The sequence below is a fragment of the uncultured Eudoraea sp. genome, from assembly GCF_947258525.1.
GTDB lineage: Bacteria > Bacteroidota > Bacteroidia > Flavobacteriales > Flavobacteriaceae > Eudoraea.
Window position 1 is genome coordinate 16496 of the sequence record NZ_CAMYIP010000018.1, and the last position, 16539, is coordinate 33034.

Genomic DNA, 16539 nt, shown 5'->3' on the forward strand with positions numbered 1-16539 from the left:
TCTTGTGCATTAGACATGCCGGAAGAGGTGGAAATAGCCTATAATAATCTTCCGGAGTCTGTTGATTTTAATTTTCATGTCAAACCAATTCTGTCTGATAGGTGTTATTCTTGCCACGGTCCTGATGAGAATACCAGAAAAGCCGGGTTGCGACTGGATATTGAGGAAAATGCTTTTGCCAAATTAAGCAGTGGTAATTATGCCTTTGTATCAGGAAATGCCCGAAAAAGTGAAAGTGTATACCGCATATTAAATTCGGATCCTGAAATTCAGATGCCTCCCCCTGATTCTCATTTATCTTTAAATGCAGAAGAAAAAGCGATCATAATCAAATGGATACAGCAAGGAGCCAAATGGAAGGATCATTGGGCTTTTTTAAGTCCTAAAAAACCGGATATCCCCAACTTAGATAACAAAAAATGGCCTTCAAACAATGCCATAGATAAATTTGTTCAAAAAAAATTAGCCCTAAAAGGTTTTGAACCTGCTCCGGAAGCAAACAAAGAAAGACTTATAAGAAGGGTAACCATGGACCTTACGGGACTCCCTCCTACATTATCCGAAATAGATGCCTTTCTCTCGGATACTTCTGATACTGCTTACGAAAAAGTTGTGGACAGATTATTGGATACCGATGCCCATGCAGAAAGGATGGCAGTAGATTGGATGGATGTTTCGAGATATGCAGATTCACACGGCCTTCATGCTGATGGATGGCGTTTGATGTGGCCATGGCGGGATTGGGTCATAAAAGCTTTCAAAGAAAATATGCCTTATGATCAGTTTATAAGCTGGCAATTAGCAGGTGATCTAATGCCAAATGCCACCAAGGACCAAAAATTGGCTACTGCTTTTAACCGCAACCATCCTATGACTGCCGAGGGTGGTGCTATTGAAGAGGAGTTTAGACTGAATTATGTCTGGGATAGAACTGAAACAGTAGGGACTGCTTTATTGGGCCTGACTATAAATTGCGCACGTTGCCATGATCATAAATTTGATCCAATTACCCAAAAAGATTATTATGAATTAACAGCCTTTTTTAACAATGTCAGGGAATTAGGGATGACCGGAGATGATGGCAATTACGGGCCAATGTTGGCACTCCCGGATAAGGAAACAGAGGGCAAATTAAAATCACTGGATAGTAAAATTCAGGAGAAAGAAAAAAAGTTGAAACTAACTAAAGAAGAATTGATGGCCCTGGATACATATATGCGTCAATTACCCGGCGATTTCAACAAAAGAGGTCTATTGGGTCATTATCCAATGAATTCAGTTCAAAAAATTAAGGATAAACGAGAGCATATAATTGATGGGAATAAAATGGTCACCTCAACCGAAGCACCGGCTGTTAAGAAAGGTGTGAAGGGTAACGCCATGGAATTTACAGGAGAATACGACGAAATTTATCTCAAAAATATCCCAAACTTTGAATGGACAAATGCATTTTCTGCCAGTCTATGGATGAATACGACCAAAAGAGAAGCCGGAAGAACCCAAACATTATTGGGTACAGCAGGTGATAAAAATAATTATTGGCGAGGTTGGGAATTTTATTTGGATAGTCTCAATTATCTGAATGCAAGATTAATACATTCCCTGCCGCATAATTATATTCATGTCCGGTCTAAAGATTCCCTTAAAAGAAATTCATGGTATAATGTAGCTTTTAGTTATAACGGTTCCGGAAAAGCGAAAGATCTGATCCTTTTTATCAACGGAATTAAAACAGAACAAGGCATACAGTTTGATAATCTGTATAAATCTATAAAAACCATTACCGGTGGCGCTCAGGTACTCACAAATAGGCCGGTGATGGTAGCAAAAAGCTATAGGGCTTTCACGGGAGAAAATGGTTTATTCCTGGGAAGAATCGATGATATTCATCTATTTTCAAGGGTTCTAACCCCAAATGAAATAGCAAAGCTTTACGACAAAAATAAGGAAGCTGCCAGAGCTCCGGAATATTGGGTAGCACAAGCACCAGAGGTAAAATCATTGGAAAAAGAGCTCAAAGAACTAAGAAATGAATGGCTTAAAAAGATGATTCCTGTTATGGAAGTTATGGTTATGGAAGAAATGCCGGAGGCACGGCAGGCATATGCTTATAACCGAGGTGACTATGAACAACCAATTTATCAGGTGCAAGCCAACACACCCGCGATACTGCCAGAGTTTTCTGAAAAATATCCAAAAAATCGTTTAGGTCTGGCAAAATGGATATTCTCTCCCGAAAACCCTTTAACAGCAAGGGTTACCGTTAATAGATACTGGCAAATGCTTCTTGGTAATGGCCTGGTAAATACGCCTCAGGATTTTGGTGTTCAAGGCACCCTCCCCTCCCACCCTATGCTGCTGGATTGGCTTGCAACGAACTTTGTAGAAAGTAAATGGAATATTAAGAAATTACTTAAGACAATAGTGCTTTCCCATACCTACAGACAATCTTCTCAACTTACCAAAGAAATGCTTGAGCAAGATCCTTATAATCACTATTTGGCGAGAAGCAATAGTTACAGGCTGCCTGCAGAAATGATCCGTGATAACGCATTGGCGACTAGCGGTCTGTTAGTAAGGGATATTGGAGGTCAAAGCGTAAAACCATATCAGCCGGAGGGTTTATGGATAGAAAAATCAAGCTTTTCCTATAAATTATTAAATTACAAAGAATCAGGCGGTGACAGTCTGTACAGACGGGGATTATATACTTTTATAAGGCGGACTTCACCACACCCGGCTATGACTGCTTTTGATGCTCCTAATAGGGAAGTGTGTATAGTTAAGCGGGAAAATACAAATACACCCTTACAGGCTCTTGTTTTAATGAATGACGTGCAATTTGTCGAAGCTTCTAAAATGCTTGCTGTAAGAATGCAAAAAGAAGGTGGTAATTCTTTGGATCAACAAATAAAATATGGTTTTAGGTTATCTACAAGCAGATATCCAAAAGAAGAAGAAACCGAAATTTTAAAAGACTTATATAATTCACAATCGAAGTGGTTTACCTCTAATAAAAGTGAAGCCTTAAAATTTTTAAAAGTCGGAAATAAAAATGTGGAAGAAGAATATTTAAATAGTAAAACTGCGGCACTTACCATGGTTGCAAATACACTATTAAATCATGATGAAAGCAATATAAAGAGATAAGAAATAACTATGTGCACACATCAACATAATAAAAACTATTCTCGACGCGATTTTCTTACAAAAACGTCATTGGGAATGGGAGCACTTTCTATGGCATCAATGCTGGATCCTATGGGATTGTTCGCACAAAACAATATTTTACATCCAATACAAGCTTCCAGTGGAGGTTTAAGCGGTATTCCTCATTTCCCACCGAGGGTCAAACGTGTTATTTATCTTTTTCAAAGTGGAGCACCATCTCAATTAGATTTGTTTGACTATAAACCTCTTTTAAATAAAATGAATGGTCAGGATTTACCGGAGAGCGTGCGTGGAGGACAACGACTTACGGGCATGACCTCCGGACAGGCTTCTTTTCCATTGGCAGGTACACTTTTTAATTTCAAACAACACGGCGCTAGCGGAGCCTGGATGAGTGACCTAATGCCATATACCTCGAAAATTGTTGACGACTTGTGCTTTATAAAGTCTATGTATACAGAAGCCATTAATCATGATCCTGCTATAACTTTTCTCCAAACGGGTTCACAAATTCCCGGAAGACCATCTATTGGGTCCTGGGTAAGTTATGGTTTGGGGACCGACAACAAGAACTTACCAGAATTTGTGGTGTTGGTTACCAAAGGTAAAACGGGAGGGCAACCTTTGTATTCCAGGTTATGGGGGAATGGGTTTCTGCCTTCACAACATCAGGGTGTGCAATTTAGGTCGGGTAAGGACCCGGTGTTGTATTTAACCAATCCTCCGGGTGTTGACGGAATTAACAGAAGAGATCAATTAGATCATTTACAAAAACTTGAAAAATTGAATCATCAGGATATTGGAGATCCCGAGATAATTGCCCGAATGGCTCAATATGAAATGGCCTATAGAATGCAAACCTCCGTACCGGAGATTATGGATACTTCAAATGAACCGGACTACATTTATGATATGTACGGTGAAGACAGTAAAAAGCCCGGCACCTTTGCTGCCAACTGCCTCTTGGCGAGAAGAATGGCCGAAAAAGATGTAAAATTTATTCAGCTTTATCACCAGGGTTGGGACCAACATGGAAACCTTCCTAGTGCCATTAAAGTTCAATGCAAAGATACTGACCAGGCCACAGCTGCGCTTATAACAGACCTTAAACAAAGAGGTATGCTAGAGGATACTCTTGTTATATGGGGTGGAGAATTTGGGCGCACGAATTATTCCCAGGGACAACTGACTCCGGATAATTTTGGGAGAGACCATCATCCTAAGTGTTTTACAATTTTTATGGCGGGAGCAGGAATTAAAAAAGGAATTACTCTTGGCGCCACAGATGATTTCGGCTATAATGTAGTACAACGGCCGGTTCATGTACATGATTTTCAGGCAACACTTATGCATTTGCTGGGAGTGGATCATGAACGACTAACATTTAAATTTCAGGGAAGACGCTTTAGATTAACAGATGTACATGGTGAGGTAGTTAAAGAAATACTGGCTTAAACCTTAAAATAAGTAATCATGGAAACCCCAAAGAATAGGAGAAGAAGTTTTATTAAAAAATCTGCCCTGGCAGTAGCTGCAGGTGCTGTGGCACCTCAGTTTATTTACAGTGCAAAAGCCTTTGATCAAATCGCGAAAACAGATACTGTAGGTCATGGCAATTTTCGGTATGAAGTTGACAAAGAATGGGGGGTACAAGACCCCTCCAGGGTTCCTGTGAACGATTGTCATGAAATGGTTTTGGACAGTAAAGGCAGGATTTTTATGACCACAACAGGCGAAAGCAATAATAACATACTGATCTACGACAGGTCTGGAAAAGTTTTAGATTCCTGGGGAAGAGATTTTCCAGGGGCCCATGGTTTAACCATTACAGGAGAGGGAAATGAGCAATTTCTCTTCATTACAGATCCCAATATCAATAAAGTATTTAAAACTACTTTGGATGGAAAAATTCTAATGACCTTTGATAGGCCAAAAGAAGTTAAAGGTTATTCTAAGGATGAGCAATTTAAACCAACAGAGACTGCTGTAGGACCCAATGGAGATCTTTATATTGCCGATGGTTACGGCGAGAATTATATAGTTCAATATAATGCTAAAGGCCAATATATCAGGCATTTTGGTGGCAAAGGGGAAACAACGGATACATTTAATTGTTGTCACGGTATAACCGTAGATTATAGAGATCCGAAGAATCCTACCCTATTAATAACTTCCAGAGCGGCTAATGAATTTAAACGTTTTACATTAGATGGCAATCATCTGGAAACCATACCCCTTCCGGGTTGTTCTATTTGCAGACCTGTTATACACGGCAGCAATATCTATTTTGCAGTCATCGTTACAAAAACCTGGGACAGCTATGATGGCATGCTGGCGGTCTTGGATGAGAATAATAAAATTGTTTCTTTTCCCGGCGGGAATGAACCAGAATATAATGATGGGATCTTGGTTCCGCCCAAATACGATGGACAAACCTTTCGCAATCCACACGATGTCTTAATAGACAATGACAGTAATATATATGTACCGCAATGGGCCTCAGGAAGAACTTATCCAATCAAACTCAATAGAATTTAAAACCTTCACAAGCATCAACCAAACTCATGTTTTCATTGGATATTGTTACATTTTTCGGCAGATTTCATCCTCTTCTAGTACACCTGCCAATTGGCTTTTTGTTTCTGGCTATTCTTATTGAATTATATCAGGGTAAAAAAGTAAAGAAAAAAAACAATCAGATTATTATCTATGCCTGGTTGTTGGGAGCAGTAAGTGCAATTATAGCAGCTCTATTTGGTTGGTTCCTGGCAGAAAGTGGACAGTATGCAGAAGATACTATTTTTTGGCACAGATGGTTGGGTGTTGGCTTGGCAGTAATTGCCGGTTTCGGATGGTGGACAAAACTAAATCCAAAACAATTTCCGAAAATGGTTAATAACAGCGTCACCTATCTTATTATAGGCCTAATATTAGTTGAAGGTCATTTGGGAGGAAACCTTACTCATGGAGCAAATTATTTGCTGGTCTATGCACCAGATCCTATACAAAAACTTTTTGGGGAAGAGAAAAAGAAAAACGCATTACCTCAACTGGAAAATATAGATTCAGTAGTAGTTTACAGAGATATGATCTACCCTGTACTGGCTGCCAAATGCATAAGTTGTCATAACAATGAAGAGCAAAGGGGGGAACTTAATATGCAGCAGATAGACTTATTTACTAAAGGTGGTGAAAACGGACCTGTAATTGCTGCGGGGAATACCTTGGAAAGTGAAATTTTCCGCAGGGTAACACTACCTCAGGAGAGTGAAAAATATATGCCCCCAAGTGGTGAGCCTCTTTCCTATGATGAAATAAAAACATTGGAATGGTGGATAATCAATGGGGCAGATTTTGAGCAAGATCTTACCCGGCACGAGATTCCTGAACCAATGCAAAAGGTGATCCAACGATTATACGGTTTAGATACTGAACCAAAACCATGGTATGAATCTGTAAAAATAGCAGCAGTAGACAGCTTACGTCTAAAAACTCTGGCAGATGCCGGCTTCTCGGTTAAAACTTTAGGATATGAAAATCCTTTATTGGATATTAAATACTTCGGAGAGGAACTTTCTCCGGAAAAGCTTACTAAACTTTCGGATGTAAGTGAAAATATTACCTGGTTATCTCTTGCCGGTACCGATATACAGGATGAATGGGTTTCAATAATATCGAAATTTCCTAATCTTACCAGACTAGAACTACAAAAAACAGTAGTATCCGATAAATCTGTAGAATTTCTCAAAGGCCTGGAACATCTTGAGTCTTTGAACCTTTATGGAACTAATGTTACAGATTCTTGTTTGTCTATCCTTAAAAATATGACGCAATTAAGAAGAGTGTATTTGTGGGATTCCAATGTTACCTTTGAAAAGGCTAGGGCCTTGGATAATGATAAATTAGACCTGGAAGTCGAAATTGGAGTTCCGTCCAAATGATTTCCTAAAACCATGCTAAACCTTATGCTTCTCTTTTAATTTATCCTATTTTTGAACAAAAATTTGGGTCTTGATCAGATTGCTCTTACTTAATATATTTCTTTTTTTCCTTTGTTTGGCTTCAGCCCAGGAAGAGCCAGAAGAAGACGTTAAGCAGATTAATATTGTATATGGTGCAAACTTCACGAAAGACGAAGAGCGATTTCCCGGTGCATCTATTTTTAGTAAAGATGAGAGACAGGTTCAGTTTGAACACCAGGGGGCCGATCTTTGGTGCGACATAGCCATATTCTATCAAAAAGAGAATAAATTAAGGGCAATTGGTAACATCCGGATGAAACAGGGTGATTCCATTCAGATGACCAGCGGAAAAATTAATTATGATGGAAATACGCGACTTGCAAAGGCCTGGGAAAAAGTAGTCTTAAAGAACACAGGCAGCGGTACCGGCACAGGCACAGGCATGACCCTTATGACAGACACGCTCTACTTTGACCGTGAAAAACAGGAATCTTATTATACAAGCTCAGGTACCATTATTGATTCTGCCAATACCCTTACAAGTGAAATTGGAAGGTACTTTATGGTACCGGAAAAATTTCAGTTCGTAGACAATGTCCATATATTAAACCCTGATTACACAATAGATTCTAAACAATTGGATTATTATCAAAATTCCAAGAACGCATATATGTACGGGCCTTCTACTATAACAGGAGAGACCTATAAAATATACTGTGAACGGGGATATTACGATACTAAAATAGAAAGTGGTTATGGCATAAAAAATACAAGAATAGATTACAATAACAGAATCATTGAAGGAGATAGTGTTTATTTTGATAAAGCAACAGAATTTGCGTCTGCCACTAATAATATTGTTGTTACAGACACTGTAAATAATGGCGTAATAAGGGCGCACTATGCGGAGGTATTTAAAGCCAAAGACTCTGTATTTGCCACAAAGCGGGCAGTGTCCATAAGTTTGGTTGAGCAGGATTCACTTTATATGCATGGAGACACCTTGCTTCTTACCGGGAAACCGGATCATCGCATTTTAAGGGCTTTCAGAAATGCTAAATTCTATAAGACTGATTTAAGCGGAAAATGCGATTCTATTCATTTTGATCAATCTTCCGGAATAACTCAATTGATAAGAGAACCAATTCTGTGGAATGTAGATAACCAAATGACCGGTGATAGTATCTATATCATATCAGATATGGAAACTGAAAAATTGGATTCATTAAAGGTAATAAACAATGCATTTATAATCTCGCTCGACAGTATAAGTATGAAAGGTTATAATCAGGCTAAGGGCAAAGATCTCTTTGGGAAATTTATAGATAATTCTTTAAAAATAGTCGACCTGGTTAAGAATACTGAAGTAATATATTATATGTACAATGATGATGATGAGCTAATAGGGATAAACAAAACTATTTGCAGTGAAATTAGACTACTACTAGCCAAAAATGAAATTGAGGATATTACTTTTTTTACTAATCCGGATGGAGATATTTTTCCCGAAAAGGACCTACCGGAGAGCAGTAGAAAACTCAAAGGTTTTATATGGCGGGGTGATGAAAGAATACTTTCCAAAGATGATATTTTTGACGAAGACGATAACAATATTGAATTAGTGAAGATTAAAGGTGTAGATAATCGTCTTGATCTTGAAGAAGAACAAGAAAAAAATGAAAATGAAGAGGACCCCATACAAAATTCCAATCCCATTAACGGTCTGACCACAAAAAAAGGACCCCCACTTCCAAAAAAAGAGTAGTTGCCATGCAGGAGGATTTTTTCAGATATCAGACCCAAACAACGCCACATCCATTAGCAGTAGAGGTCTCCCACGCCAAGGGTAGCTATATTTATGATCAACAGGGAAATAGCCACTTAGATTTTGTTGCAGGAGTATCGGTTTGCAGTCTTGGCCATTGTCATCCCAAAGTTGTAGAAGCTGTGGTTGAACAAACCGGCAGATACATGCATGTTATGGTGTATGGTGAATTCATACAGGCACCAGCTGTTGAATTTACTAAATATTTAGCTTCACTATTACCAGATGAACTAGAAACAACATATCTCGTAAATTCGGGTACCGAGGCAATAGAAGGTGCAATAAAACTAGCAAGACGATTTACGGGTCGGTCTAAACTCATAGCAGCTAAAAATGCCTATCACGGAAATACGCTTGGAAGTCTGAGCCTAATGAATTATGAAGAGAGAAAAGCTCCTTTCAGGCCATTAATACCGGATATTTCTTATGTGGAATTTAATTCTGAGCAAGATCTTTTTAAAATAACAAGTGATACGGCCGCAGTTATTTTAGAAACTATTCAGGGTGGTGCAGGGTTTATAATGCCAAAAGAAGGCTATTTAAGAAAGGTAAAGGATCGCTGTCAAGAAGTGGGCGCTTTGTTAATTCTTGATGAGATTCAACCGGGATTTGGGCGAACCGGCAAATTATTTGCTTTTGAGCACTTCCAGTGCGTTCCGGATATTTTGGTTATGGGTAAAGGTATGGCTTCCGGTTTACCAATAGGCGGATTTACCGCTTCGCATGAAATGATGAATGCTTTAAGTGATTCTCCTAAATTGGGACATATAACAACCTTTGGAGGGAACCCTGTGATAGCTGCAGCAGCTATGGCTACGCTTAAGGAATTAAACAGTGGAACTCTTATTCAAGATACTCTTGAAAAGGAAAAACATATCAGATCCAGGTTAAAACACCCATACATAAAAGAGATTAGAGGGAAGGGACTTATGCTGTCTCTTATTATGGAAGATGCAGCAATTGCCAATAAACTAATCCTTTCCTGCGCAAGAAAAAATCTGATTCTTTTTTGGCTTCTTTTTGAATCAAGAGCCGTTCGCATTTCTCCTCCACTAACTATAAACATTGAGGAAATTGACCAGGGTTGCAACATAATAATGGAAACTTTGAATGAATTAGAGCAATAATTTGTTAACTATTTTGTTAATAATATAGCCCTGAAGTGGATTTAAGCGTAGTATCAAAAAGACTATTTTTAAGTCCATAGATAAACCAAGCACGTTCCTATGGCGTTAGATCATAACGAAAGTCAAAATCAACCAATCGCGAAGTTTGAATCCATGTTGAAGACGGATGACATATACTTTTTTGACGCGGAAGATTTTGAAGACATAATTCACCACTATTTAAACAATGGCAAAATTTCTTTAGCTAAGAAAGCCATTAAAATTGGACTCAAACAACATCCGGGAGCAATGAATCTAAGGCTTTTGGACATAGAAGTCCTTGTATTTGAAAATAATCTGGAAGTTGCTGAAAAGCTTTTGGATGAACTTCAATTGATGGATAGCACTAATGAAGAGATATATATTCAGCGCGCAAATATCTACTCAAAACAAGACAATCACGAGGCAGCTGTAGATATGTTGGAAAAAGCTTTAGGCCTGTCTAATGATAGTTTTGATATTTATTCATTATTGGGTATGGAATACCTGTTTATGGATAATTTTGAAAAGGCTAAAGTCAATTTTATAAAATGTGTATCCTTTGATGAACAGGATTATTCCTCACTTTATAATGTAGTCTACTGTTTTGAATTTATGGAGGACTATGAAGGTGCTATTACTTTTTTGAATGATTTTCTGGAGCGAAATCCATATTGCCAGGTGGCTTGGCATCAACTGGGAAAACAGTATTACACTAAAGAAATGTTACCCGAGGCTTTAGCAGCATTCGACTTTGCAATAATTGCGGACGATTCCTTTATAGGTGCCTATTTTGAGAAAGGCAAGGTTCTTGAAAAAATGGGAAAACACAACGAGGCAATTGAAAATTATGAAACAACAATAAAAATTGAAGATCCTACCTCACATGCTTACTTAAGAATTGGTAAATGTCATGAAAAGCTTGATAACGACGAACTGGCAAAATTCTATTTCTACCAGACTGTACATGAGGACCCGTTGCTGGACAAGGGCTGGTTGGCAATAACCGATTTTTATATTCGTAAGAAAAATTACGAAAGAGCCCTATATTATGTAAATAAGGCGATTAATATTGATGGTGAAAATGCTTTATATTGGAAAAAATCCGCTAAAATTCATTATGTCCTTCAAAATTTAGACGAAGCGGATTATTCATATAAACAAGCTGTGGATCTTGGAAATTATGAGTTAGATACCTGGTTGAACTGGGCAGAGGTCGTTAAAACTAATAGTGATATTGATTCAGCTATACAAATTTTGATTCAGGGTCTGCAGTTTTACCCTGAAGAGGCTGAAATAGAATATAGAATGGCCGGTCTGTATCTTATGTTAAGTGATTCTGAACAGGCAAGATTCAGATTTACTAATGCATTGAAATTGGACATTTCTAAACTCACAATTTTTGAGAATGCGTTCCCGCAATATTTCAACTCCATCTGGACTCAAAACATAATTAGCAATATTAAAAAGGCTTCCGAATAAAAGGACTATTTTTGTTTTTTTATTTTTTTAATGAGTAATCGCAATTTATTAAGTTATATCACTATTTCTCTGAAAGGGGTCGCAATGGGAGCTGCAGACGTAGTTCCTGGTGTTTCTGGTGGCACTATAGCCTTTATTTCAGGGATTTATGAGGAACTAATAACTTCCATAAACGGTATAAGTTTTTCCAAGTATAAAGTCTTAAGAGAAGAGGGATTTAAGAGTTTTTGGAGAGCCATTAATGGGAATTTTTTACTTGCACTTTTTTCAGGAATTTTCTTAAGTGTTTTTTCATTGGCAAAAATGATTAGTTGGTTATTAGTTAACCAACCCATTTTACTGTGGTCTTTCTTTTTTGGATTGGTATTTGCCAGTATATTTTTTATTGCAAGGGATATTGAACGCTGGAATTTGGGTATCGTTACCGCATTTGTTTTGGGAACTTCTATAGCCTATTATATTACAACTCTCCCTCCTTCAGAAAATACTCACAGTTTGCTTTACCTATTCCTTTCAGGAGCTCTTGCAGTATGTGCAATGATCTTACCAGGGATTTCCGGAGCGTTTATCCTGGTACTTCTCGGTTCCTATAAGACTATTTTGGATGCTGTGCATGAGAGAGAATTATATACTATTGCAACGGTAGGTTTTGGAGCAGTATTTGGTCTTTTAAGCTTTGCCCGGCTATTAAAATGGATGTTCCAAAATTATAAGAATAGTACACTGGCACTTTTAACAGGATTTATTTTAGGCTCTCTGAATAAAATATGGCCCTGGAAAAGAGTTTTGGAAACAAAAATTTTTGGTAAGAAAGTTATTCCTATTAATGAAGAAAATATTTCCCCATTTAATTTTGAGGGGGATAATCAATTACTCTTTGCCATTCTTTTAGCATTACTTGGATTTTGCGTTATTTTTATACTTGAAAGACTAGCAGCAACAAGTAAAAAATAATTAGAATGCCGAGGAAGCCAAGAACCGTTCTTGATAAATTATTCCTGATCATAAAAGGATTGGGAATGGGTGCCGCCAACAAAGTACCTGGTGTCTCCGGTGGTATTGTTGCATTTGTTGCCGGCTTCTATGTAGAATTTATTTATTCACTCCAAAAGATTAATATAAAAGCCGTTAAATTACTATTTAATGGAAGATTCAAAAGTTTTTATCAGTATGTAAACGGCCAATTTTTATCGTTGCTCATTTTTGGAATGCTAGTGAGCTATTTTAGTGTCTCAAAATTACTGGACTACTTCCTGGAACGTCAGGAATTATTAGTTTGGGCTACTTTTTTTGGAATGATAATAGGTTCCATATATTTCATTGCAAGTGATTTCAAACATTGGAATAGAGGAACTATAACCTCTGGTCTTTTTGGCCTTATTGTTGGAATTTCAATCAGTTTTTTAAGTCCGGCCAAGGAAAATGATAATTTATACTTTATCTTTCTTTGTGGAATTATAAGTGTTTCTGGAATGACTCTTCCAGGTTTATCAGGATCATTTATTCTTATACTTTTGGGTAATTACGTTTTGCTATTGGTTGATTCTGTGAATTCCCTGTACGATACTATGGCTGAAATAATAAAAGGAGATTTCAGTTTCGTGGAAAACCAGATGCGCCTGAGAACTTTGAAAATTCTTGCTGTATTCACAGCTGGATCCGCCACTGGGCTTGTTACACTATCCCATTTGCTTGGATATGTACTGAAGCACTTCAAATATATTACCTCTGCTGTTATAATAGGATTTATTACCGGTTCGCTAGGCGTGGTTTGGCCTTGGAAAAGCCCAATTTATGTAAGGGATGAAGCCGGAAACATTACTATTGATTCAAATGGTGATGAGGTAATCATGAATTATGAAAGATATTTTCCAGATTTTAGTGAAGGTGAAACCTGGTTGGCAATCTTATTTGTTTTGCTAGGGGTTGCATTGTTAATTGGATTAGAAAGGTATGGCAAAAACAGAAAAAGATAAAGCTAGTTTTGGGTTAATAGGAAAGAACATATCTTACTCTTTCTCCAAAACTTATTTTAACAACAAGTTCGCTTCTTTGAATCTGCAAGGCTATAGCTATGAAAATTTTGACATACCCAGTTTAGAAGAATTTCCTTCTCTAATAAAAAGGAATAAGGCACTTAAAGGTCTAAATGTCACTATCCCATATAAAGAAGAGATAATTCCCTATTTGGATAGTTTAGATAGAAGAGCGAAGCGTATCGGAGCTGTCAACACCATTAAATTTACCAAGGAAGGTCTAAAAGGATATAACACCGATGTTTACGGTTTTAAAAAATCTATCGAACCCTTGTTAAAAAAGTCGCATAAAAAAGCATTAATCCTTGGTACTGGAGGGGCTTCTAAAGCTGTTGCATTTGTATTAAATGAATTAGGTATTTCATTTAAATATGTTTCACGTAATCCAATTGGAGATCAGATTGGTTATTCAGAATTAAATAATAAGATCATTAGCACCCATACTGTACTCATTAATTGTACTCCCCTGGGCACTTTCCCTGATACTTCAGCCAAACCAGGTATTCCCTACGAATTTCTGACTTCAAACCATTTACTTTTTGATCTTATCTATAACCCTGAAAAAACCGCATTTTTATTATCGGGAGAAGATAAAGGCGCGATTATTTGTAATGGGGCAGAAATGCTGGAGTTGCAAGCTGAAAAAGCCTGGCAAATTTGGAACTCCTAGCATTCCTTACCGGAATTTTTAAAAAAGGTATTCTCAGAACAATTATGGCAAGTATTGATGCATCAAACTAGTTTGATTACCTTTGTTGTTATACATACTAGCAGTATCTTACAATGAAGATGCTAACAAATCCGCAGAAACATTAAATAAAATGTTGGAAAATAATGATCATAAACTACAGGAGTCTGTAGAGGGAGAAAATAATTCAGAAACTACTGAATCTAAACAGGAATCAGAGAAAAGCACTGAAGTAGAAAAAAAATCTCAGGAATTAGTTGCAGGCGATAAGTCGGAAAAGGTTGAAGAGGACATTCATGAAGAAATAAATGAATCTAACGCAGAAGATGCAGAAGATAAGGACAATAATCGGAGGCACCATATACCCATGCTGGACTACCATTCCATGTCTATGGAGAATTTGGTTGGAGAATTGCAAAAGTTGGTTAGAAATGAGAAAGTACAGGCCATTAAAAAACATGTCGACGGCATAAAACATGAATTTGACTTAAAATTTCAAGATTTTTTAGAACTTAAAAAGGAAGATTTCATAAGTAAAGGTGGCAATGAAATTGACTTCAGATATAATTCTGTAACCAAACGGCAATTCAATGAGGTATATTCTGAATATCGGGAAAAAAGAAATGCATACTACAAGAATCTTGAACAGAATCTAAACGAAAACCTTGCAAAAAGACTGGAAATTATTGAGGAACTTAAAGGGCTCGTCAATGTTGAAGAAGATATAAATACCACTTATAAAAATTTCAAAGACATTCTGGAAAGATGGCGAAATGCAGGACCAATTCCAAGGAATAAATACAATGATGTATGGAGGACATACCATCATCATGTTGAAATTTTTTATGACTTTTTACACCTTAACAGGGAACTACGGGATCTGGATTTTAAACATAATTTGGAGGAGAAGTTGAAACTAGTTGAATCTGCAGAAGCCTTGCTGGAGGAAGAGGACCTCAATAAAGCATTTAGGGAATTACAAACGCTACATAAGGTTTGGAAAGAAGATATAGGGCCTGTTGACAGGGAACATAGGGAAGAAATTTGGAAACGCTTTAGTAATGCTACCAAAGCAATGCACCAAAGGAGGCAGGATTATTTTAAGGATCTTGACAAGGTATATGAGCAAAACTTAGAAAAGAAAAAAAGTATTATTCAAAAGATTGTTGAAATAGGTGCGCATGTTGCCAGCAATCATAAAGACCTTCAAAAGCAAATAAGAGACTTAGAGGCGCAGCGAGATGCTTTCTTTAAGGCAGGGAAAGTACCTCAAAATGTAAATGAACAAACCTGGGCGGAATTTAAAGAAGCCGTCAGAGTATTTAACAGAAATAAAAACGCCTACTACAAAAAACTTAAAAAAGATCAGCAGGAAAATCTTGATAAGAAAAGAGAGCTACTTCGTATAGCAGAATCTTTAAAAGATAGTGAAGAGTGGGATACAACGACTTCCGAACTGAAAAGAATACAAAGAGAATGGAAAGCAATTGGGCATGTTCCCCGAAAGTATTCTGATAAGATATGGAATGATTTTAAAAATGCATGTAATCATTATTTTGACAGATTACACGCCTTAAAAAATAAAGCTCACACTGAAGAATCTGCCAATTTTGATAAGAAACTAGCCTGCCTGGAAAAACTAAAAGCATTTCAAATAAGCGGTGATAAAGAGAAAGACTTGGCTACCCTGAAATCCTTTATTGATGAATGGAAAAACTACGGCCGGGTTCCATTTAACAAAAAGAATATAAATGTTAAGTTTAATACTATTCTTGATGCCATACTTAAAAAACTTGGGGTTAGCAAGCAAGAATCGGAGCTTATGAAATATGGAGACAAGCTTAAAAAACTTGCTAATGCCGATAATGATAGGGCTTTGCTCAATGAGCGAACTTTTATCCGCAGAAAGATAGATGAAAGCTTAAGCGAAATTCGCCAATTAGAAAATAATTTACAATTCTTCTCAGACACTTCCGGTGACAATCCTCTGGTTAAAGATGTTGTAAAGAACATAGATCGTCATAAAGAAACTTTGGTTACATGGAAAGCAAAGTTGAAAAATCTGAACATTTTGCAACACAATCTTAACAAAGAAGAAATTCAAACAGAAGAAGAAACCGACAGTTCAGAAGACGACTAGGAAATTTATACAAAACATCTAGTTCGTTAATTGACTTAATTATTAGCAAAAAATTGATAGAAAATTAATTAAATGAAATGCATTATCCTG

General features: G+C 37.1%; 11 protein-coding genes. All 11 read left to right on the plus strand.

What is annotated here, in order from left to right:
* The first annotated feature begins 15 nt into the window (after positions 1-15).
* Positions 16-3150, plus strand: a complete 3135-nt coding sequence (locus Q0X89_RS01435) for a DUF1553 domain-containing protein (protein ID WP_297690831.1) — start codon at positions 16-18, stop codon at positions 3148-3150.
* A 75-nt stretch (positions 3151-3225) separates the two neighbouring features.
* Positions 3226-4626, plus strand: a complete 1401-nt coding sequence (locus Q0X89_RS01440) for a DUF1501 domain-containing protein (RefSeq protein WP_367176836.1) — start codon at positions 3226-3228, stop codon at positions 4624-4626.
* A gap of 18 nt (positions 4627-4644) precedes the next feature.
* Complete coding sequence (locus Q0X89_RS01445; protein WP_297690833.1) at positions 4645-5709, plus strand: twin-arginine translocation signal domain-containing protein; 1065 nt, start codon at positions 4645-4647, stop codon at positions 5707-5709.
* A gap of 26 nt (positions 5710-5735) precedes the next feature.
* Positions 5736-7112 (plus strand): DUF2231 domain-containing protein, encoded by a 1377-nt coding sequence (locus Q0X89_RS01450; protein ID WP_297690834.1) that lies wholly within the window; start codon positions 5736-5738, stop codon positions 7110-7112.
* Between the two features lie 70 nt (positions 7113-7182).
* Complete coding sequence (locus Q0X89_RS01455; protein WP_297690835.1) at positions 7183-8898, plus strand: OstA-like protein; 1716 nt, start codon at positions 7183-7185, stop codon at positions 8896-8898.
* Between the two features lie 5 nt (positions 8899-8903).
* On the plus strand, positions 8904-10085 hold the full coding sequence (locus tag Q0X89_RS01460) for an aspartate aminotransferase family protein (RefSeq protein WP_297690836.1): 1182 nt from the start codon (positions 8904-8906) through the stop codon (positions 10083-10085).
* A gap of 99 nt (positions 10086-10184) precedes the next feature.
* Positions 10185-11585 carry a hypothetical protein gene (locus tag Q0X89_RS01465; RefSeq protein ID WP_297690837.1) on the plus strand — a complete coding sequence of 467 codons (1401 nt, stop codon included), beginning with the start codon at positions 10185-10187 and terminating at the stop codon, positions 11583-11585.
* A 30-nt stretch (positions 11586-11615) separates the two neighbouring features.
* Complete coding sequence (locus Q0X89_RS01470; RefSeq protein WP_297690838.1) at positions 11616-12539, plus strand: DUF368 domain-containing protein; 924 nt, start codon at positions 11616-11618, stop codon at positions 12537-12539.
* A 5-nt stretch (positions 12540-12544) separates the two neighbouring features.
* On the plus strand, positions 12545-13561 hold the full coding sequence (locus Q0X89_RS01475) for a DUF368 domain-containing protein (protein ID WP_297690839.1): 1017 nt from the start codon (positions 12545-12547) through the stop codon (positions 13559-13561).
* Complete coding sequence (locus Q0X89_RS01480; RefSeq protein ID WP_297690840.1) at positions 13539-14291, plus strand: shikimate dehydrogenase; 753 nt, start codon at positions 13539-13541, stop codon at positions 14289-14291. The genes Q0X89_RS01475 and Q0X89_RS01480 overlap by 23 nt, the downstream gene beginning before the upstream one ends.
* Positions 14292-14442: 151 nt before the next feature.
* Entirely contained in the window at positions 14443-16449 is a 2007-nt protein-coding gene (locus Q0X89_RS01485; RefSeq protein ID WP_297690841.1) for a DUF349 domain-containing protein, read from the plus strand.
* Positions 16450-16539: the final 90 nt, after the last annotated feature.

Coding starts and splice junctions, on each gene's coding strand:
- Q0X89_RS01435 (WP_297690831.1), top strand. CDS start 16: ATGCCGGAAGAGGTGGAAATAGCCTATAATAATCTTCCGGAGTCTGTT.
- Q0X89_RS01440 (WP_367176836.1), top strand. CDS start 3,226: ATGGGAGCACTTTCTATGGCATCAATGCTGGATCCTATGGGATTGTTC.
- Q0X89_RS01445 (WP_297690833.1), top strand. CDS start 4,645: ATGGAAACCCCAAAGAATAGGAGAAGAAGTTTTATTAAAAAATCTGCC.
- Q0X89_RS01450 (WP_297690834.1), top strand. CDS start 5,736: ATGTTTTCATTGGATATTGTTACATTTTTCGGCAGATTTCATCCTCTT.
- Q0X89_RS01460 (WP_297690836.1), top strand. CDS start 8,904: ATGCAGGAGGATTTTTTCAGATATCAGACCCAAACAACGCCACATCCA.
- Q0X89_RS01465 (WP_297690837.1), top strand. CDS start 10,185: ATGGCGTTAGATCATAACGAAAGTCAAAATCAACCAATCGCGAAGTTT.
- Q0X89_RS01470 (WP_297690838.1), top strand. CDS start 11,616: ATGAGTAATCGCAATTTATTAAGTTATATCACTATTTCTCTGAAAGGG.
- Q0X89_RS01475 (WP_297690839.1), top strand. CDS start 12,545: ATGCCGAGGAAGCCAAGAACCGTTCTTGATAAATTATTCCTGATCATA.
- Q0X89_RS01480 (WP_297690840.1), top strand. CDS start 13,539: ATGGCAAAAACAGAAAAAGATAAAGCTAGTTTTGGGTTAATAGGAAAG.
- Q0X89_RS01485 (WP_297690841.1), top strand. CDS start 14,443: ATGTTGGAAAATAATGATCATAAACTACAGGAGTCTGTAGAGGGAGAA.